The sequence below is a fragment of the Chitinophaga sp. RAB17 genome, assembly GCF_052114225.1.
Lineage (GTDB): Bacteria > Bacteroidota > Bacteroidia > Chitinophagales > Chitinophagaceae > Chitinophaga.
Genome location: NZ_JBFREI010000001.1, coordinates 363,253 through 389,898 on the forward strand (window position 1 = coordinate 363,253; position 26,646 = coordinate 389,898).

18 protein-coding genes are annotated in these 26,646 nt (G+C 40.7%); 11 read left to right on the forward strand and 7 right to left on the reverse strand.

Translation table 11 applies throughout. From position 1 onward, the window contains the following. Positions 1-362: 362 nt before the first annotated feature. From AB4Z08_RS01305 to AB4Z08_RS01345, 9 genes are all read left to right on the forward strand, one after another. Entirely contained in the window at positions 363-1,379 is a 1,017-nt protein-coding gene (locus AB4Z08_RS01305) for a hypothetical protein (protein WP_441571957.1), read from the forward strand. Between the two features lie 39 nt (positions 1,380-1,418). Next, positions 1,419-1,979, forward strand: a complete 561-nt coding sequence (locus AB4Z08_RS01310; RefSeq protein ID WP_441571958.1) for a TlpA family protein disulfide reductase — start codon at positions 1,419-1,421, stop codon at positions 1,977-1,979. A gap of 139 nt (positions 1,980-2,118) precedes the next feature. After that, positions 2,119-2,370: a hypothetical protein gene (locus AB4Z08_RS01315; protein WP_441571959.1), complete on the forward strand. Its 252-nt coding sequence runs from the start codon at positions 2,119-2,121 to the stop codon at positions 2,368-2,370. 291 nt (positions 2,371-2,661) lie between these two features. Continuing rightward, positions 2,662-2,904, forward strand: a complete 243-nt coding sequence (locus AB4Z08_RS01320) for a hypothetical protein (RefSeq protein WP_441571960.1) — start codon at positions 2,662-2,664, stop codon at positions 2,902-2,904. Positions 2,905-3,410: 506 nt separating this feature from the next. Further along, entirely contained in the window at positions 3,411-6,746 is a 3,336-nt protein-coding gene (locus AB4Z08_RS01325; protein WP_441571961.1) for a SusC/RagA family TonB-linked outer membrane protein, read from the forward strand. 46 nt (positions 6,747-6,792) lie between these two features. After that, positions 6,793-8,313 (forward strand): RagB/SusD family nutrient uptake outer membrane protein, encoded by a 1,521-nt coding sequence (locus AB4Z08_RS01330; RefSeq protein ID WP_441571962.1) that lies wholly within the window; start codon positions 6,793-6,795, stop codon positions 8,311-8,313. A gap of 100 nt (positions 8,314-8,413) precedes the next feature. Beyond that, positions 8,414-11,122: a glycoside hydrolase family 2 protein gene (locus tag AB4Z08_RS01335; protein ID WP_441571963.1), complete on the forward strand. Its 2,709-nt coding sequence runs from the start codon at positions 8,414-8,416 to the stop codon at positions 11,120-11,122. Between the two features lie 377 nt (positions 11,123-11,499). After that, positions 11,500-12,510: a hypothetical protein gene (locus AB4Z08_RS01340; RefSeq protein ID WP_441571964.1), complete on the forward strand. Its 1,011-nt coding sequence runs from the start codon at positions 11,500-11,502 to the stop codon at positions 12,508-12,510. A gap of 164 nt (positions 12,511-12,674) precedes the next feature. After that, the gene (locus AB4Z08_RS01345) at positions 12,675-13,493 is read left to right on the forward strand and encodes an SDR family oxidoreductase (RefSeq protein WP_441571965.1); all 819 of its coding nucleotides are present in this window, start codon (positions 12,675-12,677) and stop codon (positions 13,491-13,493) included. A gap of 345 nt (positions 13,494-13,838) precedes the next feature. Here AB4Z08_RS01345 and AB4Z08_RS01350 read toward each other — a convergent pair whose 3' ends face one another. From AB4Z08_RS01350 to AB4Z08_RS01375, 6 genes are all read right to left on the reverse strand, one after another. Beyond that, positions 13,839-16,625: a family 78 glycoside hydrolase catalytic domain gene (locus AB4Z08_RS01350; protein ID WP_441571966.1), complete on the reverse strand. Its 2,787-nt coding sequence runs from the start codon at positions 16,623-16,625 to the stop codon at positions 13,839-13,841. Between the two features lie 33 nt (positions 16,626-16,658). Beyond that, positions 16,659-17,669 (reverse strand): zinc-binding alcohol dehydrogenase family protein, encoded by a 1,011-nt coding sequence (locus tag AB4Z08_RS01355; RefSeq protein WP_441571967.1) that lies wholly within the window; start codon positions 17,667-17,669, stop codon positions 16,659-16,661. 199 nt (positions 17,670-17,868) lie between these two features. Beyond that, positions 17,869-21,165, reverse strand: coding sequence for a P-loop NTPase fold protein (locus tag AB4Z08_RS01360; protein WP_441571968.1), 3,297 nt, complete (start codon positions 21,163-21,165; stop codon positions 17,869-17,871). A 391-nt stretch (positions 21,166-21,556) separates the two neighbouring features. After that, a complete protein-coding gene (locus tag AB4Z08_RS01365) occupies positions 21,557-22,006 on the reverse strand; it encodes a hypothetical protein (RefSeq protein WP_441571969.1) in 450 nt (149 codons plus the stop codon). Beyond that, the gene (locus AB4Z08_RS01370; RefSeq protein ID WP_441571970.1) at positions 22,003-22,545 is read right to left on the reverse strand and encodes an RNA polymerase sigma factor; all 543 of its coding nucleotides are present in this window, start codon (positions 22,543-22,545) and stop codon (positions 22,003-22,005) included. Before AB4Z08_RS01370 ends, AB4Z08_RS01365 begins: the two co-directional genes overlap by 4 nt. A gap of 55 nt (positions 22,546-22,600) precedes the next feature. Then, entirely contained in the window at positions 22,601-22,903 is a 303-nt protein-coding gene (locus AB4Z08_RS01375; protein ID WP_441571971.1) for a hypothetical protein, read from the reverse strand. A 378-nt stretch (positions 22,904-23,281) separates the two neighbouring features. Here AB4Z08_RS01375 and AB4Z08_RS01380 point away from each other — a divergent pair, with 378 nt between their 5' ends. Beyond that, positions 23,282-24,058, forward strand: coding sequence for a hypothetical protein (locus tag AB4Z08_RS01380; protein ID WP_441571972.1), 777 nt, complete (start codon positions 23,282-23,284; stop codon positions 24,056-24,058). Between the two features lie 25 nt (positions 24,059-24,083). Then, positions 24,084-24,779, forward strand: coding sequence for a hypothetical protein (locus AB4Z08_RS01385; protein ID WP_441571973.1), 696 nt, complete (start codon positions 24,084-24,086; stop codon positions 24,777-24,779). Positions 24,780-25,074: 295 nt separating this feature from the next. Here the strand turns inward: AB4Z08_RS01385 and AB4Z08_RS01390 are convergent, their stop codons facing one another. Then, positions 25,075-26,646: a S41 family peptidase gene (locus AB4Z08_RS01390; protein ID WP_441571974.1), complete on the reverse strand. Its 1,572-nt coding sequence runs from the start codon at positions 26,644-26,646 to the stop codon at positions 25,075-25,077.

The window sequence follows — 26,646 nt, forward strand, 5'->3', positions numbered from 1 at the left end:
TCGAGACAGCATATCATAATTTCTATATTAATACTTATCCAATAGGATATTCAAAGTTTCTTCGATTATTTAGTGTTTTCAGCAAATCGGATACTCTATTGGTAGCTTTCCAGTACTTACTTTTGCAGGCCAGCTCACTGTACTTTTTTTTCACGGTGCTTCATTTCTACCACCCAGGGAGAATAACTCGAATAGCTCTGTTCGTTTTTCTCATACTAAATCCAACTTCATTATATCTTACAAATTATGTATCAAGCGATAATCTTTTCCTCTCTCTTAGTTTGATATGGGTTACGCAATTGATTTGGATTTGTTATAGCCCAACTAATATAACCATCTTTCTAAATGCTATTATTCTGTTCGTGCTTTTTACTATTAGATACAATGCTTTATACTATCCAGTAATACAAGGTATTTCCTTGCTGATCGCCAGGCGTAAGATATTGATGAAGACTGCTGGCATGCTATTGAGTCTTGCTTTAATTGGATGCTTTGTACAATTTACAAGCAGTAGATATCAAAAATTAACCGGAATTTATCAGTTCACTCCATTCACTGGTTGGCAAATGGCTAATAATGCATTGTACGCCTATCGCTATGTGGACAGCGCACATGTTAAGAAAGTACCTAAGCGTCTTCAAAAAATTGATAAGATGGTTAGAACCTATTTTGACACCACTCGTGATGTAAAAAAGAACCCACAGGAGATGTTGATAGCCAGCACTGTATATATGTGGGCACCGAATTCGCCATTGTCGTTGTATATGAATGATCAATTTAAAGGGGACTCTTTAGCAAGTAGCTTAAAAAGATGGGCAACCGTTGCCCCTTTATTGAAGGATTATGGATCTTTTTTAATACAACAATACCCGCAACAATTTATTAAATACTATTTGCTTCCAAATGCATTGAAGTATTATGCGCCTCCGGTGGAGTTTCTTGAATACTATAGCACAGGAGTCGACAGTGTCGATAATACTACAGAAGTATGGTTTGATTATTCATCTAAAAAAATAAAAACACGGTTTAAGGATTTCAAGGTGACTGTCTTAAACTTTTTCCCTGTGTTTACGGGCACTATGAACGTTGTCTTGTTATTTAGTATTATAAGTTTCATTCTATTACGTGGATATAAAGAATATCCATACTTGAAACAAGGATTGATATTAGTAATTGCTCTCTGGTTGGTCAATTTTGGTTTCAGTGTATTTGCTTCACCAATAGCACTTAGATTCCAGCTATTCCCAATAATAATATCTACCTCATTCTCTTTTCTACTAATTGAATTTTTAGTAAAGAAGGCTACAGAAAAAGAATTGATCGTAACCATAGAGCCAAATATGGAGTTAAGTAAGGCTGCTATAGAACAAGAAAATTAGTTCTTAATTCTTTACAATTAGGTTTTAATGTTACCCTGTATGAAATCAAAAAAAGACATTATAACAATAGGTATCGTAATACTATTGGGGATATTCCTTTTCATCTCAGCGAGTAAATTTATTGAGGCCAGAAGTCCTTCAAAAAATGTAGTAGTAAACTATAGGAAACCTATATTATCTGAATTAGAGGGTCAGACACTCCCTTCATTTAAACTACTATTACCAGACAGCTCAACATTGGTTGATGTTAGTAAGACATTACCCAATAAGCCGATTGTTCTTTTTTACTTTGGACCCGATTGTCCTTATTGCCAAGCAGAGATATCTGAAATTATTAAAGAGATGGACAACCTAAAAAATATTCAATTTTACTTATTTACTGCTTATCCATTCGATCAGATGAGAAGGTTTTATGAAACCTTTCAGCTTAGTAGATATCCAAATATCATAACCGGATATGATTACAAGTTCTTCTTTTTCGAACATTTCAAAATTGAAAGTGTCCCAGGTATAGCCATTTATGGCAAAGATAGGCGACTTAAGGGCACATTCATTGGAAACATAAGTTACAAGCAGATTCTGGATTTATCCGAAAAATAAATATGTTGCGCACATAGGCTGTTTTTGACTTGCAAGCTGAATCAGCCATCAATATGGACTAGCCGAAAACCATAATAAAAGAGTAGGCATTATTTTAACAACAAAGTTTAGCTTTTTGATTCAAAAAGCATCTATCATTATGAAAAAAGCAAAAATCGCATTAACAGCTGTTGCTGTTTTAGCAGTTGTAGGTGGTGCTCTGGCATTCAAAGCTAGTATAGCAAAGACTTTCTACCAATCTACTGTTGCAGGTGGACCTTGTAGCTATTCTACTTCTTTGTCCTTAATTACTACTACTCTTACTGCTCCAGGTGCATTTACCACTGAACTGTCTCTTCAAAGGGATTTGGTTAATCCTTGCCCTGTTATTACCGTTAAGGCTAATAACTAATAACACAGTTTTCTATTAATGTTGGCAGTTTTATGTAGCTTTTCTCCTACATATCTACTAGCAGACAATCCAACGGGCTAACCTATCTTTAGGTTAGCCCTCTTGGACAGTTGCTAACAGTATAGGAAAGAGGCTTTCGAATCCATATTTTTATTACTAAATAATAACAAGAAAGTTGACAATTAAATACTGCAATTCGAACTTATAGCCAACAAAAGGTATTGTGACATCTTAATTATATGGAGTAAATTTCCAGTCGGGCTCTTGTCTTCTTACTTTTAAATGAATTTTATGAAAAATGCAAAAATTTTATTGTTGATGATTGCAATGGTTGCTGTAGGTAGCATCGCTTGTGCCTATAAAGTAACGATAGCATCGGTTTTTTACAAAGATTCATCAGCAGGATGCACTGTCTCCATTATGACAGCACTATCTATAGCCAATCCATTAGATCCTCAAGCCTTCACAACTAATCTCTCAAAATTTTCGACAGGTGAGCCATGTCCTATTACATATGTAAAGGCTGGCGCCTAAGGCTTCGAGTCCGCCAATTGTTTAATGTTATATTTCAAAATGAGTTTTTTAAAGCCTGGTAGCTATAGCAAAGAAGAAGATACACCACTTAGATCATAGTTCCAGGCTTAAAATCTACTAGGTTATTATCCACCGATTAGATAATCGCTGCACTGTACTCCTCTAACCCTATTTTCTCCGATATTCTCCATATTCAATCTCTTCTCAAAGATTTACGATCTTTGATTAAGATGCTCATATTCTATCCCACAACTTAAATTGGAAAACTTTCCTCTTTATATTCTTGCCGACAATCAATACTTACCATACCAATACAATCATCGAAGCCCATCAAAATCATTTAACGGAATTTCATATAGTAAATTATCAATCTATATCCTTATAGTACGACTTCTTTCGCCCAAGTGTATTATCCTTAGAACATATTAAATATCTCAACGGGGATAATAAATAACGGTCAAATAAACACTATCTCACCCCAAAGGTGWAGTATTAAAATACAGTTTATGAAAAATTCCATAATCAGACTCTTAACCAAGATATTGTCATTATTCAGCTTAATTTTAGCATTCAATATCAATAACTTAAGAGCAAATGAAGGTTGGCAAACACATAAACTAACTTTAACCGCCACTAATGTTTCACTAAAACATGTATTCGAAAACATATATCAGCAGACTGGGCTTACAGTAAAATATAATAGTACCGGAATAGCATTAAATGAGGATAAAAAAGTAACAATAAATTTTAATCAAACAGAAATTTCTGCTGTTATGACTTTTTTGTTGGAGAATGAAAAAGGACTAACGTTCAAGCTAAAAAACAAATCGATAATAATATATAGAGATTATTTATCAGAAAGGCATGCATTCTTGGCAATAGACAATGATACCTCCAATTATTCATTTCCTCTTACAGGAAAAGTAACTGATCCATCAGGAAACCCACTACCCGGTGTAACCGTAGCACTTAAAGATTCAAAAAAGGGTTCCGTTACCAATGACGATGGAAGATTCATCTTACCTGGCATCAATAAGGGTGAGGTAGTAGTCTTTAAATCTCTGGGGTTTTTGTCTAAGGAAACATCCATACGAGGCAATAATATTTTAATACAATTACTCCCATATATAAGCAACTTAGATGAAACCGTTGTCATAGCCTATGGTACAACAACAAAAAGAATGAATACTGGAAATGTAACTACAGTGAAGTCAACTGATATAGAGAAACAGCCAGTAAATAACGCACTTTTAGCTCTCCAGGGTCGGGTGCCAGGATTATTCATTACTCAAACGTCTGGTCTTTCGGGGTCAGGGGTTACCGTGCGTATACAGGGAGAAAACAGTATTGAAAGTGGAAACAATCCACTATATGTAATAGATGGAGTACCCTTTACCTCTACATTATTGCCTTCACTAGCGACTAGCAACTACGGGCTGCTTCAAAATGCAAGTCCAATGAGTTTTATCAATCCATCCGATATTGAAAGCATTGATGTGCTAAAAGACGCAGATGCTACAGCAATCTATGGCTCACGTGCAGCTAACGGCGCAATATTAATTACTACTAAAAAAGGAAAATCCGGTCAAACAAAGGTGGATATTAGTATGCAAACAGGATGGGGGGAAGTAACTAGAAAAATGAATTTATTGGATACCAAACAATACCTAAAAATGCGTAATGAAGCCATTACGAATGATGGAGGTACTGTTTCTCCCTCTGATTATGATATTAATGGCATCTGGGACACGACAAGATACACTAACTGGCAGAAGGTATTAATTGGAAATATAGCGCATTACACGGACATTCAAGGAAACATTTCAGGGGGCAATAACAGTACCCAATACTTAGTAGGTGCTAATTATCATCGAGAAACAACTGTTTTCCCAGGAACGTTTTCCGACCAAAAGGCATCAGTACATTTCAACATTAATAATGTATCAGCCAATCAAAAATTTCGGATTCTATTTTCCGCAAACTATTTAGTTGGCAAGAATCAGGTTCCTAATACTGATTTAACAATTTACACAACCCTACCTCCAACGGCTCCGTCTTTATATAATAAAGATGGAAACTTAAACTGGATGCAAGACTCTACAGGTAATTCAACATTCGCTTCCAATCCGGCAGCGTATCTATATAATAAATACAAAGTAAAAACAACAAATTTGCTAGCAAACGCTGTTGTAAGTTACGAGATTCTGCCAGATTTAAATATAAAAAGCAGCCTTGGTTATACAAATTTACAATCTTATGCTGTAGTTGCTATCCCATCCCTATCAACTCAACCCGAATATTTAGATTTATTCAATCCCAGATCAGGGACTTATGGCAATAGCAACACTACTACCTGGATAATTGAGCCACAGTTGACATATAACAAGCAAATAGGCAAAGGTAGAATAGAAACCTTGTTAGGTGGCACATTGCAGCAGACAAATAATAACCAAGTGCAACTAGCGGCCTCGGGATTTATTAGTGATGCTGTAATAGAAGACATCGCATCCTCAACACAACAAGCTGTAATTTCCTCGGTAGCAAATATATATAAATATAGCGCACTTTTTTCAAGGATAAAATACACCTACAATGATAAATATATTATCAACCTGAATGCCAGAAGAGATGGTAGTAGCAGATTCGGGGAAAAAAATCAATTCCATAACTTTGGGTCCATTGGTTTTGCGTGGATTTTCTCATCTGAGGATGCCATCCAAAAATCCCTACCTTTCTTATCCTTTGGAAAATTTAGAGGAAGTTATGGAATAATAGGAAATGATCAGTTCGAAAACTACAAATTCCTAGAGTTATATGCCCCTGTATACAACGTATCTGTACCATATCAAGGTGTTATAGGATTACAGCCAAGAGGAATAAGTAATCCCTATCTAGCATGGGAGACAACAAAAAAAATGCAATTTGGAGTCGACTTAGGTATCATAAAGGATAAAATATTTTTCTCAGTAAACTACAATTACAACCGTTCCTCCAACCAATTACTGCAATATGTACTGCCCGCATTCTCCGGATTTCAAACCGTTGGCAGAAATTTCCCCGCAACAATACAAAATTCGGGGTGGGAGTTTTCTCTTTCTACCAAAAACATCAATACAAATCATTTTATATGGTCAACCAATGTTAACATAACTATTCCAAAAAATGTGCTCGTAGCTTTCCCCAACCTAGCGGCATCTTCTTATTCCAATACTTTAGAAATCGGGAAACCGGTCATGAGCAACAGGCTTTTTCAACTTCTAGGAGTGGACCCAGAAACGGGGCAATATCAATTCAAAGATAGCAAAGGAAATCCAACGTATGATCCTGGCTATAATGACAGAACTGTGCTCGTTAAAAATTACCCTGACTTTTACGGCGGACTTCAAAATAGTTTTCAGTATAAAGGTATTGAACTGGATATACTCCTTCAGTTTGTGAAACAAAAATCATTTAGTGCAAAATTTGGGCAAGGAGCAATGCCTGGAAACGCATTTGTCAACATGCCAACAACTGTATTAGATCGGTGGCAAAAAAAAGGAGATAATGCACCAATACAAAGATTCAATTCGGATGGCTCTCTATTTTTACCGTGGGTCAATGCTTCCAATAGTGACATGGCCTGGACAGACGCCTCGTACATAAGACTGAAAAACATATCCCTTTCCTGGCAATTACCTGACTCCTGGAAGAAAAGAATTCATCTAAACAATTGTAAACTATTTGTTCTTGGTCAAAATCTACTAACGATTACCAAATATACTGGCTTGGACCCAGAAACACTGAGTATTTACGTTCTACCTCCATTACGAGTGTTAACAATGGGGGTGCGCATCTCACTGTAAGAAAAAACGCATTATAATTAGATTTTATCCAATAATAACAATCGTCATGAAACAATTAATCATATTCACAAGAAATATCCTCAGGAAAAACTTCCGACTCAATTATTACTCAAATAAATATAATATCCGGCTTTACATATTCTCATTCGTTATTTTAATTTATCCAACGAGTTGTAAAAAATCTATTAGCATCAACGCCCCAATTACAAGTATTAATGGTAAAAACGTGTACCAAACAGATATAACAGCAGCTGCTGTTATGACCGGTATATATGTAAAAATGACCTCCACACTCCATGGTGGTGGATTAGCATCTTTATCATTAGTTCCTGCGTTGTCAGCTGATGAGCTTATACTTTATGGAGGCACATCTAGTACTAATAAGGACTACATTCCATACTACTTAAATCTACTAACCAGATCTACAACCGGTAGTATGGATTTCTCGGCGACTATTTATCTAACCATTTACATTACAAATACTGCGATAAATGGATTAATAAATTCTTCGACATTAACTCCACTGGTAAAAAACCAATTGTTAGGTGAAGCTAAATTCATGAGGAGCTTCTGTTATTTTTATCTCGTCAATTTGTATGGAGATGTCCCCTTAGCACTTACAACAGATTATACTATAACCTCCGTACTACCAAGGGTTCCAAAAAAACAGGTATTGCAACAAATAATATCTGACTTAAAAGATGCTCAAACACTATTAACTGATAATTATGTTGCTGGAAATGCAAAAAGTTTGACGGAGGAGAGAGTTCGACCCAATAAATGGGCTGCTACAGCATTACTGGCAAGAACATACTTATATGATGAGAGTTGGGATAATGCAGAGAAAGAAGCAACTTTAGTTATAAATAATTCCAGCCTTTATCATCTCAATACAATAAATGAAGTATTCTTAAGAAATAGTAATGAAACAATTTGGGCCCTTCAGCCCACGCTTAATCCCACGAACGTTTCTAATACGGAAGATGCAAAGCTATTCGTTCTTCCTGCCACAGGTCCAACCATTAACACCTTATATCCTTTTTATTTGAGTCAAAATGTTATAGCTAGTTTCGAAAAAGGAGATGAGCGGAAAACAAATTGGACAGATAGTGTTGTGGTAAAACAAAACAACACTCCTCCCAAAACATACTATTTTCCATATAAATATAAGATTAGTGCACCAAATGCCGCAGTAGAAGAATATACAATAGTCCTTCGACTAGCCGAACAATATCTTATTCGTGCTGAAGCTAGAGCTCACTTGGGAAACCTAAAAGGAGGGACAGACGACCTGTCTTTAATTCGTGCAAGAGCAGGACTTCCTGAAACCCCGCTAAGTACAAAAGAAGCATTATTGTCAGCAGTGCTACATGAAAGGCAAGTCGAGCTTTTCATGGAATGGGGACATCGCTGGTTTGATCTAAAACGGACTAAGAAAATAAATGAAGTCATGAGTATAGTCACTCCACAAAAAGGAGGAACATGGAACCCAAACTGGCAATTATATCCCTTCAGAGATGTTGAACTTGGAAGAGATCCAAACCTAGTGCAAAATGATGGTTATTGATTTGAATGTCATCATGTCTATTCTTTTTTCATATCATAAATAACTTAACCTGAATAAAAACTTGATACTTTCAAGTGAATTTTAGCCCAAAAAAATAATGATGAAAAGTAAAGCAAAATGTTTAGTATTTGGACTTTCACTACCATTCTTCTGCCATGCGCAGAAAGTAAATAGTTCATCAGTCCAAAATTCGGTGCACGGATCTTATAAAATGCAACCGATTCACATTCAATCGAGGTGGGCCAAAGATGTCGGTGCAAATAATGTACTAAAAGAATATCCCCGTCCACAGATGGTCCGTGAAAATTGGGAAAACCTAAATGGATTATGGGAATATGTGATTACTGATTCCAGTCAAACTGTGCCTAATAACTATACTGATAAGATATTAGTACCATTTCCTATTGAATCAGCACTTTCTGGTGTCCAAAAAAAATTGATGCCGGAGGAGCGCTTGTGGTATAAACGAACTTTTCAATATTCAAAACTCCCCACCAATGAGCGCCTTCTATTGCATTTCGATGCCATAGACTGGGAATCAACAGTCTTTATAAACGGAAAGAAAATTGGTCAACATACAGGCGGATATGAAAACTTCTTCTTTGATATCACTGACTATCTAATCCCAGGGAAAAATGAACTCGTAGTAAAAGTTTTCGATCCAACTGATCAAGGCCCTAATCCACATGGAAAACAAGTACTCAATCCCGGAAATATATATTATACACCATCAAGTGGTATATGGCAGACCGTTTGGTTGGAGAAAGTACCAGCTAAGCATATTTCAAGCATAAAATTTACTCCTGATATCGATAAAGAAGTCCTTAATATAAGTATCAATACCACAGCGGAGACACCAGATTTAACCCTGGAAGTATCTGCCATTCAAAATGGCAAGATAATAAACACAAAAAAACAACTTATAAGTCGGGATAAGAGTGCAACATCTTTATCATTAGAAATACCAAATGTACGTTTATGGTCTCCTGATGATCCGTTTTTGTATGATCTCTCTATAAAACTTATTAAAGGTCATAATATTATCGATAAAGTCACAAGTTATTTTGGAATGCGCAAGATTGACATTCAAAAAGATGAAAAGGGATCAGATCGTATTTTCTTAAACAACAAATACACTTATAACTTAGGAGTACTCGATCAGGGATTTTGGCCAGAAGGACTTTACACTGCTCCTACTGATGAGGCATTAGCATTTGATATAAAAGCAGCCAAAGCCATGGGATTCAACACCATCCGAAAGCATATAAAAATAGAACCGAACAGATGGTACTACCATGCAGACAAAATTGGGGTATTGGTATGGCAGGACTTTGTCAATCCTCCGCATCAACTCCCAGAAGGATCTAAACAAATTTTTGAAAAAGAAGTAAAGGAAACAATGGATCAATTGCATAATTATCCCAGCATAATCATTTGGGTGCTTTTTAATGAAAGATGGGGTGCCTATGATCAGCAACGATTGACGGAATGGGTAAAAAAATATGACTCCAGCAGAATAGTTAATGGACACTCAGGAGAATTACTGTATGTAAATGATCAGTTAAGAGCGCCTTCGCGCTCTCCATGGATAAGCAGCGACTTAACAGACGTCCATTCATATCCGGATCCAAGAAATACACCAGGGCAAGCAGGTAAAGCTAAGGTGGTAGGAGAATTTGGCGGAGTTGGCGTTTCGGTACCCGGCCACCAATGGGATGATGTTCAAGGGTGGGGGTATATTCAAGTACCACCAGAAGAGCTTAAAGCAAAATATAGGGAAATGGTCAATGAATTAAAAAAGTTGGAATTGGAGGGACTCAGTGGGTCCATATATACTGAACCGTACGATGTGGAAGGCGAAGAAAATGGATTATTAACATATGATAGAGAGATCATTAAAATTCCGATTACTGAAATCAGGACTATTAATAATAAGTTAATTAATCAAACAACGGGCTTCCAACTCGATCCAAAGTTTGTCCTTGCAGAAGATATCGATACTAAAGACAATGACAATAGATACATAGAACTAACTACAGCCTATGAAAAAGGTGAAAGAGATTCTTCGTTTCTAAGACGATTGCTATTAATGGCCATCAGAAAAAAAGATCAACCTCAAACGACTCTCATTGGTCGCGAATACATTAACCACCTTAAAGATCCGTATTCAAAAGAGAACTTAATATTCATTGATAAAATCACAAGAAGATCTACAGATAAGGGGTTCGAAATGTTTCAATCAAACGCCCCAAAAGTGGATGCTGTTCTCGGAGCAAATACTGTCATTTACAAATTAAAAGGCATTATTGACAGAGAAGAAGTAACACCATATTTAAATGCTAATTCGTCTATTTTGAACTGGGATAGCTTACAACAAGCTATTACAAATAAATATGGCGACATAGGAGAAGAATTAGTCTTAGGGAAACGAATGTATTATTCCGGAATTAATAAGGATTGGGAATCCTATGGTAAATACTTTGTTTTATACTTTAGGAAGGCATTACATCACCCTGACTACATGATCAACAATGTTACATGGCCATTATTTGAACATGTGAATGATGCAAAGGTGCTTTCATTTGCTGCGGATGTAATGAAATATTGCATTGAAACTTGGGACAAACAGGAGCCTGAATCTTTTGACACTTATGCTAATCTACTTCATAAAATTAATAAATCTAGTGAGGCTATCCAGTGGGAAGAAAAAGCGCTAAAAATCAGGAAAGGCAATCCAGACGAAAAAATCTACGCTGAAACCCTCCAAAAAATGAAATCCGGCCAGCCGACCTGGCCTACAAATAACTAAACGCATTACGCGGTACATGTGGGCGGATGGTTTACGCCCCATGTGCACTCTATGAAAACGTCGCTAATAGTCTTGTTGGTGACCTATTTTTTCAAACTGATAATAAAACTTAAAATATGATCCTATTTCATCCTGCTACCCATAAATTCTCTAAAAAAAAGTTTAATTACTATAGTACGCTGGGAATTTTAGTCGTGTATTATTAGTAGATCCTAAGTAACCGTTAAAAGACACAATTAATGATACAATACTGACAGCCGATTGAAATAGTTTGTTACTGTCCTATGTGAACCTATTTAACGAGTAGCAAACTGCCAATCACCCTATCAGCAGGCTCCGGAAAACAAAAACAATTAACATTTAAATCTCATTGTTTTATGGCTAAGCCAAAGAAAACTAACCTCCCCGAAAAGATTCTGAAAATTGAAACGGATGACACGAATTTCACGCCTGTGGAAATGATTCCGGAAGAGTACCAACACCTGATTATTCCGGCTGCAAAAGTTTTCTATACCCATGATTACGACTTCGACATGGTATGTCAGTGTATCCGGTTAGGCGTATTTTCACTCTGGATGCATGAAATCTTTGCGATGGAAGCTATTAACTTATTACCGGTTACCTGCAGAGAAATCGTAGTACTTCATTTTATGGCGCATGGCGGTACCAAAGCAGAAATAGCTCAAAACGGTACTTATCCGCTGAATGGCAAAGAAGTAAACCTCTTTAAATTAAATTCGCTGTTTCATGAAGCCCCGATGAAAAGAGGTGATGAAATGTTCAGCTTCCATATTAATGTATTACCACAGGACCTGGCTGCGTTAGGCGAAAAGCATCCTGAGCTGGCACAACTGGCTAAAAAGGAACTGATGCCTGGCAGCGGCGCATTGCAGGACAGGCCTTATAAAATCAACCTGGTATGTAATTATCTTATTAAGGCCATCAATGAATGCAAGTATATCGAGATGCCGGCAGATAAATTCCTGTACAGATGCTGCCTCGACCTGTTTATCAACTTCGCGAACCAGGACAAAATAGCCCATCTCCCCAATATTTATTATTCTGACGAGATGGAGTATGCGCTGAAAGAAACGGTGGAGTACATGATAGAAAATGTGGAAGAGGAATTTAACCTGGCGAAAATTGCCTATCACCTCGATGTGAATGCGCAGGAACTGAGAACAGCTTTTGAAAATACCTATCAGATTACCCTGGAAGCCTTTGACCTGCAGCGTAAAATGATCCATGCTTTTCAGTTAACGGTAGGTACCAAATCGACTCCGCTGCAAATTGCCAAGTCCATCGCTATGAAGGACTCCACCAAATTTATTAATCTATTCGAATCATATTTTGATTGTTCCTTCATCGCAGTTCGTAATGCCCAATGAAGTTTTCTTAATCACCCCTTTTGATTTTTTAGGTTGGTGACTCGCGGGGCTATTCCTAGTCCCGCTATTTTTTTCTTTATCCCCTCAAAATAACCCTTGCTTTTTGCAGTCAGCGAAAGAATCCTTAAATTCCTTTTCTTTTCTCACTGTAAAAAGCAAGGGTTATGTCTTTTCAGCAACGTACCATCTTAATTACCGGCGCAAGCCGCGGCATAGGCAAGGCAATCGCATTACGTTTAGCCAGCAAGGGCGCCAATATCATCATTGCTGCCAAAAGCGTGGAAGAAGACCCGCGGCTGGGAGGTACCATTTTCTCTGCTGCCAAAGAAGTAGAAGAAGCCGGTGGCAAGGCCCTGGCGGTGCAGGTAGATATCCGGGAAGAAGCACAGATTGCACAAGCTGTTCAACAGGCAGTAGAAAAGTTTGGGGGCATTGACGTAGTGATCAACAACGCCTCGGCGATTCAACTCACCAATACAGAAGAAACCCCTGCCAAACGCTTCGACCTGATGTATGATATTAATGTACGCGGCACCTTCCTGGTAACCCAACATTGTATTCCTTATCTGAAAAAAGGTAATAATCCACATATACTCACCTTATCACCTCCCATTAACATGGACCCAAGATGGTTTAGCCCTCATGTAGCCTATACCATCAGCAAGTATAATATGAGCATGCTGGCGATGGGCTGGGCTGAAGAGCTGACAAAGTATAAGATCGCCTCCAATGCTTTATGGCCGGCTACTACCATTGCAACAGCGGCGGTAAAAAACCTGCTGGGTGGGGACGCACTGATTAACCGGAGCCGTACCCCGGATATTATCGCAGATGCAGTGGAATATATTTTAGCGCAGCCTGCGTCTTATACAGGACACACATTCATAGATGAAGAGGTATTGAAGGCGGCCGGTGTTACGGATTTTGAAAAGTATGCGGTGGTACCAGGCGGTAAATTACAGAAGGACTTGTTCCTATCATAACAATTAACATAAATGATCTAACATCAATAAGCCGCTCTGAAAAGAACGGCTTTCTTATTGAACCAATTCCAGGCAACTGCCCAGATATACTGTCTTGCAAAAAAATAGCCACCCTGGAAAGGGCAGCTGCCTTCGTACATTGTTTGTCACCCTCCGTTGAGGGAGGATTGTTAACCCATTCAAATATACTAAGAGTCCGAATAAAACATTTATTCAGTTCTATTCAGTCTGCTTTTTTTTCATTCATTCTTGTTCATTTTAAAAATCGACAAAAATGAGATTTTTGAATAGGAAAAATTATGTATGGAGAATTTAAAAGTAATAACATATACTATGGATGCCTAACTATTTAATATTACCGGCATAGCTGCCAGCAGAACTATTAACAGGCGGTGTATTGGTAACAACAAACGCATATTCTCCGGAATCGGTTGCAATCACGTAATGCCCATCTTTATAACCCTCGGTGAGGCGCTGCCCGTTCATCGTTACATCTGAAGTAGACAATGCCGGCACATAAATAGTAGCATGAGTATTACCGGGTATTACCACATTCATAGAGAAATCCCCGTCTTCTTTTTTCCATTTTAAAAAAATGGAACCATAGGGTGATTCGTAATTAGCGTCAACAGCAGTCACGTCTCCCACCGGCTCCGGACGGATCACGATATCGCGGAAAGCCACGCTGCCTGGCGCTGGCCGGATACCGGCCAAACCGGTATAAAACCATTCCATCAGGTGCCCCAGCATAAAATGATTGTTGGATGCATTGTGATAGGCCTGCCAGGATTCTGTGAGGGCGGTAGCTCCCTTAGCCAGTTGAAGTCCGTAGCCGGGAACATCGGAACGACTGTTCATATCATAGATCACATCAGAACGGCCTTCCTCATCCAGTACCCGCAGGAGATAACGGTAACCAATATCGCCCGCAGTGATGCCATTATTATGTTGACGGATATCTTCTATAATATTTTCTACTACAGCTGCTTTATCACGGGCATCTACCAGCTCCATGTACACCGACATGGCATTGGCTGCCTGGCTGCCACTTCCGTATTGTTTGGTGCTATCGTTAAAGAAGGTGGTATTATAAGCACCTTTTACCGCATTTGCCAAAGCCAGATATTTGTGTGCATCTTCTTTTCTCCCTAAAATACCCGCTACTTTCGTTAAAATACTGAGGTCATAATAGTACATAGCCGTAGCTGTAATTCCTTTGGGCGTAAGCTGGGATTCACCGGGAAATTCAGGTCCAATGTCGTACCAGTCGCCCAGCCCATGCCGGAGGATATGATGATCTGATTTTTTTTCGAGATAGGCCACGTAACGGGTCATCATCTCATAACTCTCTTCCAGCACACTTTTATCACCATACCACTGGTACATATACCAGGGCAGTATCACGCCATTGCTACCCCATTCCGGCGAGTCGCGGAAGCCGCCATCAAACTGTACGTACTCAGGTGCGATGTCCGGGATAAGGCCCTCCGGAGTTTGTGCATGGATCATATCCTGTACTACCTTACGGCATAGCGTAGCAACATCATAGTTATAGCGGATAGAGCTGCCGACTAAATGCGCCTGTTCCAGCCAACCCAGTTTTTCGCGATGCGGACAATCCGTCAGCACGCTGCTCATATTGCTACGGATAGCCCAGTCGATGAGGGTAAACGTTTTATTGAATAATTCATTGGAGCAATGGAAATCGCCTCTATGTGGTGCATTATTATGCGTATGAATACTGTACACCAGGTCAATTTCCGGTAGATGACCGGGATTCGCCTGTCCCTTAGGCACCGCCCCATGTACCTGCACATAACGAAAGCCATAATACATGAACCTGGGCTCCCAGTTTTCTACACTATCACCTTTGAGGGTATAATTAAAATATACGGGACTGCCTACCGGCGACTGGTCTGCCAGCCCATCGGATGTCAGCAGTTCCGAAGGTATTAATCTGACCACGGCATGCGCATTGCCTTTTACGGTGAGATGAGGAATGGCAGATGCATTTTGTCCCATATCATACAACCACACGCCTGGCTTAGGCTGCGTAATTTTCACCGGGAAAATAGGGTCATACCTGCTCATCCCGTTTGTTTGTGCATGTAGTTGCGGCGAGCTGTGTACCGGCACTGCATTACGCCATGCCGCATCGGGAAATCCCGGTTTATCCCACCCCGCTTGTTCCAGCAGCGCATTATAATCTTCTCCCCCATAAATACTGGAAAAGGTAACCGGACCCGGGGCGGCTTTCCAGGTGGGATCGCTGACGATATTATCGGTAGTACCATCCTGGTATTGGAGATACAGGCGGCATATCAGTTGTGGATAACCAAAAGCACCGGTGAGTTTACGGTATCTTTCGCCGGGTATATAAAAGAAGCCATTACCCAGCATCACGCCCAGGGCATTAGCCCCGTTTTGCAGATGTCTTGTTACGTCAAAGGTAACATACAGTGCATGCTCATCGTATTTTGTCCAACCGGGGTCAAGAAAACCATTTACTTTATTTCCGTTGAGATGAAGATCAAACTGCCCCAGCCCGGAAATAAAAACAGTGGCCCTGGCCAGCGGTTTGCTAATCCTAAACTCCTTTCTCAGCAATGGCAGTATATCATTGCGGTGCCGGTACTTTTCGTTGCTGTCATCCGTAATGGCGGGCACTATCCGCTGGCTGTCCGGCAGCACTTCATATCCTATCCATTGTGCATTTTTCCAGTCGCCGGGTGTATATAACCCGGTTTGCCAGTAGGACGAACGACTCCAGTCGGACGGAATACCGTTGTTCCATACCATTACCTTCCAATAATACACGGTGGCTGGCTTCAGCGTTTTGCCGGCATAGGGCACCTGGATAGATTCATCCGACATGACTTTCTTCGAGTCCCAGATGTTGCCTTTGTTGTGTGCCAGCTTCACTGAATCATCTGACACCAAAATGCGGTAGGCTGTTTGATGGATATGGGGTTTGCTGGTGGTCAACTGCCAGTTGAATACAGGTTTGGCAGCATCGATACCAAGCGGGTTATTACCCTGTCCGTTACACAACAGGCTATGTACCCGAACTTTTTGGGCCAGTGTGGCGGAGCTGAACAATAGCAACAACAGTAACAACGGGGACTTCATCATACACTGATTTTTCAGATGATTGGGCGAAAAGGGTTACATATCCACTATAGCCTTGATCACTTCATTATGTGGGTCCAGTAAAGCGCGGAACGCGGTTTTCACTTCCCCGAATTTAATACGGTGCGTGATATAGGTTTCCGGTCGTACCAGTCCCTCTTTTATACAACGGATCACTTGTTCAAAATCGGTCCGGGTAGCATTCCGGCTGCTCATCAGGGTGGTTTCCCTTTTATGAAATTCCGGATGAGAGAACATGAGCAGTTCTTTCTGTAGCCCTATCAGCACATACCTGCCTCCATGCGCCAGGTAATGAATGCCATTGTTGATGGCTTTCTGGTTGCCGGTGGCATCTATCACTACGGTGGGCATGTCGCCCCCGGTAATGTCCTTTATCTGCCTGGCAATGTCCCCATTCGCATTCAGCACATGTGGGATCCCCAGCGCCCTATTCGCAAACTGCAGTCGTTTTTCGTGGATATCGATGCAGATCACCTGTGCCCCGGCAATACGGGCAAATTCCATGGCAGCCAGCCCTATCGGCCCCGCTCCCATCACCAGCACATATTCGCCTGTTTCCACCCCTGCCCTGCGGATGCCATGCGCACTCACCGACAGCGGTTCTACCAGTGCCAGCTGCTCGGGTGTGAGTCCTTCCCCCTGCACCAGCAAACGACCTGGTACAGCCAGGTACTCTACCATACCACCGTCTTTATGCACCCCCAGCACCGCTATCTGCTCGCAACAGTTAGGCTTTCCAGCCCTACAGGCAATACAGGTACCGCAGTTTTCGTAAGGAATCACCGTAACGATATCACCGGTTTTAAATCCCGGCACCTCATCCACGGCGACTATTTCTCCGGCCAGTTCATGCCCCAGTATCCTCGGATAGGTAAAATAAGGCTGTGTGCCCTCAAAGGCGTGCAGGTCGGTGCCGCAGATCCCTATCTTCTTTATTTTAATAATGGCATAACCAGGCTGCAGCTGGGGCATAGCGCCTAAGCCGTATTCAAAATTGCCGGGAGTGGTGCAGATGAGTGTTTTCAATACAATTAATTTATACAAAATTCTTTGGAACTGCCGGGATATTTTCTCAGGCAGGGTGGAAAGGCAAAGAAAATGCTTTCAGGGGAGATGGTTGTAGGGGATATTGGCTAAGAGGTGGGGGATATTGGCAAAGGGGGGAATTATAGTGAGGGCGGCTTGTTGAAGCCGCCCCGGTTAGCTGCGTCTGGATTTTATGCTGCTATATATCTTTGAAGGTAAATCGTTTGATGAAATCGTAGTGTTTAACAAACTCTCCCCCTACACCTAAATCCAATTTAAATGATCTATTTCCAAGTATTCTTTGCTCCAATTGCCTGTTCAATGCTTCAATATTGACAGTGGTGTTATTCTTCCTAAAAAATTGATGGAGATTACGTATGTCACCTGTTGCTTTGGAAAAGTTCTCAACAAAATAAGGCACCAGTCTTTTGAACGGCCCCAGTGACAATGATAGCATGAATAGTATTGCAGTCACCTCCTGTGTATTATCTTCATTTTTATAATTAAAAGCCTCGTGCGCTTTAATTATTCTGAAGATATTTACGAATCGTTTCACCGTTCTGGGATTATTACCAACAAATTCCGACATCTGTTGCATAATCTCCACTTCCTTCTCAGTTAAAACTAGAATTTCGATCTGTTCTTTCAGTTCTGTTTGATGATTGTCGTTTGCCATTCCCGACTTTGAGTTCATACCAGCAATTTCCGCTTGTATACGCTCCTGCGTCCAAAAAGTCCCTTTACCCACACGTCGTGGCTGTACTACTATGTGATTTTCCATATGCTTTTCAGGGTCTTTCACCCGATCAGATTTAACCGATTTTGTATCCACTTTTGTAGTGACAAAAGGAGTATTGGTATTTGCCAGCTTGCGGATCATGCTTTTAACGGCTGTATCATTGGGTTCTTTCAGGTGAAAAGGAATCTGGAATATTTTCTCCAGGTAATCAGCCGGTTCTAAGTATTCCAGATTTTCATTTAATTGATCCCTTACTCCACCAAACTGCAAGGCATGCCTTTTAATCAAAGCATTCTTTATCCAGCGGGAATCCACCCCCACCACCACTACAAAAAGTGGAAATGCCATCAAAAGATTGACCGCTTCCAGCACCTGCACGACCAGGTCTTCAGGACAGCGATCCAAATCATCTATGTATAGTACAATTCTTTGGAGTTTCACTTTAAAATGACTCCTGAATATCTCTGCTTCACCATTTGCTTTTACTTCCCCCTGATGGTCATAAAAAAGGCCGTTCAGAATTTCCAGATCCTTTCGAATAATAGAGATAATCCCCAAATGCTTTCGATAATCTTCACTTTTGGATCGCGTATCAATAAAATTATATAGTGTTTCAGTGGCGAGCGCATTACTGATTCTGAAGTCTAAATCTGCCTGTATTATCTTCGCGGACTCCATCTGTTCATTGATAATAATTAATTCAGCTCTCCCCTTTTCAATCTCAAGCTCCAGCGCCTTTTCGTCTTGCTTCATCTTATCAATGGCTTCTTCTATTTCCTTTTCATAATCTACTTTTATTTTCCAGAAAGAAGCTATCACCGGTCGTAGCTCTTTATAAACAGCCATCACTCTTACAAACATTACTGCTGCTGAAGACAGAAATGTGATTACAAATGGAGGAATAAGAAATCCAGTTATGGATATTTGTTGTTCCAGCCAATGCAACCCCATAGGTATCGCAATTATTAGGAAAACAATAAAGAATAACCACAAGGTGTTGGAGAGAATTTTACCCTTTCGAAAAAACGTGCGTAGAAATGAATACGTTGACTTTGCTTGCTTATATGCTTCCTCCGGATTATTCCAGTATTCTTCCGGAACTATTTGTCTTAGCTCCTTTTTAGATTTGCCGAAAGACCTGTTCTCGTTCAGCGATTTGATAATCCGCTTCTTGACATGAAATTGCTGATCTACATTCGCTATTACAGACTTTATTGTCTTTCTTCGTACAGCCTGTATCTTCTTTGCTAAATCAATCCGAAGTCTTTTCTCTTTACTTTTCAGCACCTCTATCTGGCTGTCAATTTGCCCTTTCCTACTTTCAAGAAAGGTAATCTCCTCTTTGGTAATGTTCAGGCTCTTTGTAAGGATTTGCCTGATTTCTTTCTTTGCCCCCTCCTTTGAGTCATCGGCCTGAATATATATGTTTAGCTGTTCAAAAATTCTTGAAATGATGCTGGCCCAAAGATTAGTATCCATATAAGACCATGCGTTAAAATGAATCTGGGCGATACCTGCGCAATATGCATCCTCCATGCTACTTTTGGACAACTCCTCTATCTTCCGCTTCAACTGCTCCATGAAAAAGCTTTTTCCAGATCCCCATTTACCCAAAAGTGCGATGGCAAGTGGAGGCTGGAAGCTTCTGGCAGCAATAATCCGCGCGAAAGCACCAACATCCTGGGAGATATCCAGGTGATCTGTTGCGGTATCAATATCACTATGAAAGTGACCTATTCTACTAATTAAAACATTTGCCCCAACACCGGATATCGGCAATGTCACATCGCCAATTTTAGCCCAATCAACAGGGCTAAAATGCCTGAGAATTTTTATGACATCCTTTTTTTCAGCTTGTTGAAGTATTCCAGAATATGGCAAATGTGTTGTAACAGCCACGTTGACATTTGCTATTCTCCAGTCAATTTTCATTCTCTGTTCTCCAGAAATAGTAATAGCTACCCCAATAGCAGTGAGTTCTAATGTAAAATTATCCTCCTCTTCTTTCAAAGTTGAATAGTAAGACTTATGTGCCATATTGTAGAAAACAATATCCCCAATATTTACTGCCTCCATTAATTTTGACAAGGGGCTCGAGTTATCATTTTTACTCCAGGAATCATTCTGTATCAATTGATCCAACTTGGAGTTTTCGGCCCATTTAGGGTTAAAAACGTAGGCGTTCACTTTTAAATTATCCACAAAAATCTGCGCACTCGTAATCTTATCCTTAGTAGCTACCCGACTATTACTTTTCATTTGCTGTTCCAGCAAATTTTCATCCACTGAATCTGGTAATGAGATATAGAAGTAAGCAACAAGTTCATATGCCTCATTGGCATCATTTATTGCTGCTACAGTAATAGAAAGACTTTCCTCAAACGTAAGCCTCCCTGCCCCGGTTCCCATAAGTGGGATCCATATCGTCTGATCATTACCTCGCAAACTCACTTCCCTTAGCGCCGTTCTTAGATTATTTCTTAAAAGGTTCGAGGTCTTACCATCACCAACAGTGACAACAAACAGGACATTAATGCCGTCTTCATCTCTTTTATAATAGTGATATCCATTTATCAGCTCCTCCTCAGTCGGAAAGACATCTGAAGTATAACGTAGGTTCTGTAATACTTCTGTATTCAATTGACCTGCTGATCCACTGCTATCAATAGGTAATACTACCAGGTCTGCCAAAAAAGGAGAAATGTCTCTACCAAATTCGTGAGCAACATTTAATACAGGTATTGTAGGGTAATCCATATTTCAATTAGTCTATTGAGGGGTAAAACCAATATACAACAAACTTACAATTATCCCGTCTATACTACAAACACAATGGCTCCCCGATCTTATCGAGCCTCCCTTTTTTCGCCGACAGGCATAGGCTCCAGGGGATACCACAGAAATGTGAACCCAATTGTATTAACCCTTGATTAACAGTCTCCCATCCCCCTTATTTCTACATCACGCTGCCTAATTGATTACAAAGCTTCATCGATTCATCCCCTATTACTATCAATTAGAAAACCGGCTATCGGCTTGCATAGCAACTCCACTTCCGCAGATAGGGTAGAGAAACAAAGGAAATATTTTCGAGGAAGATGGTTTGTAGGGGATATTGACTAAGAAGTGAGGGATACTAATACATTTATTATTTTCTCACCGACACTACCTGTTCTGTCTGGTGAACATCCTTTAATTGCTGTTCCAGTTTCCTGTATTTAAAATAGTAAAATACAGCTATATACAGGGCTATTTTTGACAACAAAAACACCATGATAAATACATGACGCCATGCTCTGTGCACGGTAATGAAATTTTCATTTTTAGGCTGAAGATTGATGAACGTATAACTTGCTGCAGGTTCATTGACCGGCGCTGTTTTCACCCGATTGAGTATTTCATTTTTTAATTCCGCGGGAGGGAGAGCTGGCTCATCAAACATCATTTTCTCCATACGCAGTTGGCAATGCTGTATTTCCATGTCCAGTTCCGGGTATTCACGGCACATACTTTCGAGTTCAGCTGATTCTTCTTCTGAAATGAGTCCCAGTAAATAGCCTTCTATAATACCGGATGATATGTATTGCTGAATATTCAATGTTCTTTGTTCAAAATATCTCTTAATGCTTTTCTCGCGTTGGTAAATCTGGTCTTAATAGTCCCCAGCGGTAATTTCAGCTCGCGTGCGATTTCTTCCTGTGTCCAGTCCCGAAAGTATGCCATCTCTATTAATATACGATATTCGGGCTTCAAAAGGTTTGTCAGTTTCCTGATTCCTGTGTACTCCCGATCAAATGTCGGGATAAGGTCATTATGATTCTGCTCCAGGGACCGGGTTGCAAGATTGTTCCGGTGAGCCTTGCTTTTAAGATGATCCAATGCTGTATTGCGTGCAATGTTGTACATCCAGGTAAACGCGGATCCCTTGTCTGCATCGTATTTATCCATATGGTTCCAGATCTTGATAAATGTTTCCTGTAACATGTCCTTTGCAATTTCTTGATCTTCAAGCATACCCAGAATAACATTGTAGATACGACCGTAATATTCGTCGTAAAGACGACCAAACTCACTCATCTTCTCTTGCGGTGGCAATGATACCAATATCCTGTCTTTATGTGTACGGGCTTGTTTCAAATGGATAAATTAGTAAGGACTACAATTTTGTAACATAGGCAGCTACTAAGAATGTTCATGGCATGTTTTCTACTGTGAACATCAGTTTACCATCTTCTGACTGGTAGTATTTACCAACTGTCTGTCGGGAATATCCTTTTAAAACTTTCTTTTTCAATGCAGGAAACACCAGGGAAGCCTGTTGTACAATCGATACGATTAAGCCGTTGTGCTGTTGATATTTTGTTTCAGTATCGATCAGGTACCAACGTCTATTTAAAAACACTGATTCCTGTGAGGAACTGATTGTTCCTTTCATTCCTGCTACTATACTTATTATCAGCCCCCACCTGATAATTACTTTAATTGATTTCCTCATGATCGTGCACGTTTTAATAGTAGATTAATTGCTTGAGTTGGTTTTACAATGTTGTCTATCTAGATACGCCACCGATAATGCAGAAAGTTTGGATTTAATTATTTTTTTTTGAGAAACTGACAGAACCCTTTATGGGTATATATTTATCAAAAATGAATTTTCATAGCAACTTTAGAAGTGGGAATAAGATATTGATTCATTTCTGTTAATGCCAATGTGAATCAATTGTTTGTTAATATGGAATAACAAAAAATTGATGATAGAAAGAGCATTCATATATTCAACCATTTCCCTCCCCTTGTTTCCCTCCTTCCACCAAATCCCGACTAATACCTCAGAGCATATTGCTCACTTAAGATCACATTAACCCCAATAGTCATGATTTACCCGAACCCCAATGGCGTTCCTTCTATCGTAGTAGAAGAAGGCCAGCAATTTACACTACGAGCCCGCGACGCACATAAGTCGGGCTTATCTGTTACCCGCGTAAGGCCGCTCACCACTGCCGCCTTGCTAACTCTCGCCGGAAGGGCGCCTGCCAACGCACCGCGACTCTCGGACCCAAAAGCATTTGAACATATTGATAATACGGAAGGACTGGTGAGTCTTTCCACTTTAGATGCTGAAGGTAAAATTGATGGTTACAGTGTAGGATTTATCAGTGGTCTGTTGCAGTCTTTTAATCCACATGAGGCGGCGCTGCCAAGATCTGTAAAACGTTACATCCCTTTAACGGGAGAAAAGGATTGTGGCTGCGGCGGCAGGAAGTCAAAAGCAAATGATGTCAGCCGTTATGCGGCATTACCTGCACACATTTCTGAAGAACAAATGCTGGCAGCGAAAACACACCGGATCGTATCGGCCACCGTGCCGGAGTTCCTCGTTAACTTTCATATATACGAACTCTTTGTGCGGCTGGGCGATGTCATTGTACAAAAAAATGCCACGCTGATAATAGATAGCGACATCAGTTTTGCGATTGCAGACAATGTACTGGGATACCAGGGCTCCCGTATCATTCAGCGCGCAGACATACTCACACTGGATATCACAGGAACACTAAGGGGCAATATTCGAAAAATTGCCCACACCGTATCGGATGTGGCAAAAATAGACTGGAAAGCACTCGCATTAGAAGCAGTGGACAAACCTTAACTCATCACTTCAAAAATTTTATAATATGCCTAGCGGAACAGAATGGAACCTCACAGGAGATGCAGGTTCCGATAAAGGAGCAGCGCCAAACGGCGTATCAGGGCCTAACGGGGCCGATGGCCAGCGTGCCCAGTGTCACATTTTTGGCGATGCAGGATCTACCAGGGGCCAGGATGGCTCACATGGTACACCAGGCTTGAATGGTGAAGACGGAGGCGCCGGCAAAGCCGGTAGAACCCTCAAATTAACCGTTTCTACTTTTGAAGGTGGCATCACCTTCAATGCCCAGGGAGGACGCGGTGGAAATGGTGGCCATGGTGGCAATGGCGGTAACGGTGGTAATGGAGGACGCGGGGGAGACGGCGGCGGTTGTGAAAGCGCCTCTGACGGAGGTACAGGTGGCAATGCCGGAGCAGCTGGAAATGGCGGGAGAGCAGGCAATGGCGGCGCTGCCGGCTTCGTGGATTTAAAGTATAAAAATTTTAACATCGGCGACATGCATTATCCTATTCCTGGCGGAGCTGCCGGCGAAAGAGGAAAGGCCGGCTCACCCGGAACAAACGGTGTAGGCGGTGGCGGAGGCTATGGTGGCTGCGCATGGTTTGACTGTGAAGACAATGGCAACTTCGGCGGCAATGGTAATCCAGGTGCACCTGGCGCGGATGGCGATGCAGGGCAGGATGGCCCTCCTGGATGGTTTGATCAGGGATCGATTGTATAATGGCGCAGCTGATAATCTGTTTGTTTATGTTTTTGCTTTGTTTACGAAACCTGAACAAAGCAAAAACATAGACAAATGGCGCTGAAATTTTTATGCTTCCTACCTCATTACTACTTCTCGTATACTTCTCCGGTACTTAGGACTCGTCTATCTATTACATTCCCCCTATATTGCTATTACTGTTCCACAGCACTCCTACTACTGTTACATTACTCTTTTACTACACTCTTACTACACTCCTACTACTCTTTCACCGCACTATGCTATACATTCCCGTGTTCAAACATCCAATTACTCATTTGAAATGCAGCTTACGCGTCTCCTTTATTAAGCCTGGAAATGCCTGGTCATATTTATAGATTGTTTTCACCCGAAAACCGCTTACCGGCTTGCGTAGCAATTCCACAGCCGGGAGCGGATGACCGGGAGCAATGATGGCGAAAGCACTGCGTAACGAAGGGTCCCGCAAGTCACCAAAATCAACTGCAGGATTATCTATCACAGAAATATCCGCAGGTATGCCATCGAAAAAACCGCCCTCATCATTGGCGTTTTTATCGTGGTAAAGTGACATGTAAATTTTATATTTATTTATATTAATATCAAAAAAACCAACAGGCTTACCGTAGGTGCTCACATGACCACCGGAAAATGAAACTCCTATCAGTTTCACATCCATATACGGCTTCAGGCTGTTGATCAGTAATTCGCTGGCAGAAGCAGTGGCATCACTTACAATAAAAAAAATCCTTTTTAAGTTACCAATACCACCTTCTTTTTCAAAGAGCGTAGTATTAGCTTTCAGGCTATAATCTACATCCAGCAAGGTGGCTTTTTTTTCCCCGATCATAATCGGGTTACCTGCATCATCCACTATGGGCTGGTTAGCCAGGATGCTGGCTTTCCCCTGCTGCATAAGCTGATTATAGTATTCCCTGAACATGACTTTTCCATTGTCAACGGCCGGCACCAGCCTGTTGGCCAGATATTGACAGGTGCTTTGAAAACCACCACCATTATAGCGCAGATCGATGATCAACTCCGTAATATGCTGCGCTTCAAACCGGTTAAAAACAGGTTCCAGGTATGCCCGCGTATTACTCTCTCCCGTAAACCGGTCATATGCAAGATAACCGGTACTGACGTCACCGATATTGAAAACCGTATCCTTGAATAGCGGATTCTGAACCGGGACAGTGGCAGACAAGGTTACTTTTTTCTCCACACCCGAAACAGGATCTGCTACTGTAAAATGTATCACCGGATCTTCCGTTGCTTTTTTAATGAAACTGTAGAACGCTTCTGACGTAGCAGCCATCTGGTCATTCACACTTTTTATGATATCTCCCCTCTTAAGTCCTGACAGTGCTGCCGGCGCATCTCTGTTTACCGTCATTATCCTGATATCATTATTATCCATCGCTACCAGCGAAAACCCAAAATTCCTGCCGATCGTTCTTAATGACGCTGCTGTAACAGGATTATTATTTGCCCCGGATGGATTCATATAATCCAATATCGTTGAATACTTAGGTATCTCAGGCTGATGAATATTGTATTCAAACGATTGCTGCGTAGCGGGATTGATGGCATAGCGCGTTATATCAAATAATTCTGTTTGAAGCAGGTCCAGGTTATTTTTCGATGGCTCATTCGCATATTTCTCCGGTGCAAATTTATCATATGGCGGCAGTTGATCATTCCAGTAATATACCTGTTGGGCGTACAAAAAAACGGAATCCAATATTTTGTTTATTCCTGTGCCGCCTTCCGGAGGAGGCACAGGTTGATCATTTTTTTTACATGAGCAAAACAACACAACAGGAATCATCCAACAGCATATCAGTAATGGAGATGGGTATTTCAT

What these genes read in the sequence shown, in the direction of transcription:
- AB4Z08_RS01310 (WP_441571958.1), top strand. Translation starts at nt 1,419, where the DNA reads ATGAAATCAAAAAAAGACATTATAACAATAGGTATCGTAATACTATTG.
- AB4Z08_RS01315 (WP_441571959.1), top strand. Translation starts at nt 2,119, where the DNA reads ATGAAAAAAGCAAAAATCGCATTAACAGCTGTTGCTGTTTTAGCAGTT.
- AB4Z08_RS01320 (WP_441571960.1), top strand. Translation starts at nt 2,662, where the DNA reads ATGAAAAATGCAAAAATTTTATTGTTGATGATTGCAATGGTTGCTGTA.
- AB4Z08_RS01325 (WP_441571961.1), top strand. Translation starts at nt 3,411, where the DNA reads ATGAAAAATTCCATAATCAGACTCTTAACCAAGATATTGTCATTATTC.
- AB4Z08_RS01330 (WP_441571962.1), top strand. Translation starts at nt 6,793, where the DNA reads ATGAAACAATTAATCATATTCACAAGAAATATCCTCAGGAAAAACTTC.
- AB4Z08_RS01335 (WP_441571963.1), top strand. Translation starts at nt 8,414, where the DNA reads ATGAAAAGTAAAGCAAAATGTTTAGTATTTGGACTTTCACTACCATTC.
- AB4Z08_RS01340 (WP_441571964.1), top strand. Translation starts at nt 11,500, where the DNA reads ATGGCTAAGCCAAAGAAAACTAACCTCCCCGAAAAGATTCTGAAAATT.
- AB4Z08_RS01345 (WP_441571965.1), top strand. Translation starts at nt 12,675, where the DNA reads ATGTCTTTTCAGCAACGTACCATCTTAATTACCGGCGCAAGCCGCGGC.
- AB4Z08_RS01350 (WP_441571966.1), bottom strand. Translation starts at nt 16,625, where the DNA reads ATGATGAAGTCCCCGTTGTTACTGTTGTTGCTATTGTTCAGCTCCGCC.
- AB4Z08_RS01360 (WP_441571968.1), bottom strand. Translation starts at nt 21,165, where the DNA reads ATGGATTACCCTACAATACCTGTATTAAATGTTGCTCACGAATTTGGT.
- AB4Z08_RS01375 (WP_441571971.1), bottom strand. Translation starts at nt 22,903, where the DNA reads ATGAGGAAATCAATTAAAGTAATTATCAGGTGGGGGCTGATAATAAGT.
- AB4Z08_RS01380 (WP_441571972.1), top strand. Translation starts at nt 23,282, where the DNA reads ATGATTTACCCGAACCCCAATGGCGTTCCTTCTATCGTAGTAGAAGAA.
- AB4Z08_RS01385 (WP_441571973.1), top strand. Translation starts at nt 24,084, where the DNA reads ATGCCTAGCGGAACAGAATGGAACCTCACAGGAGATGCAGGTTCCGAT.
- AB4Z08_RS01390 (WP_441571974.1), bottom strand. Translation starts at nt 26,646, where the DNA reads ATGAAATACCCATCTCCATTACTGATATGCTGTTGGATGATTCCTGTT.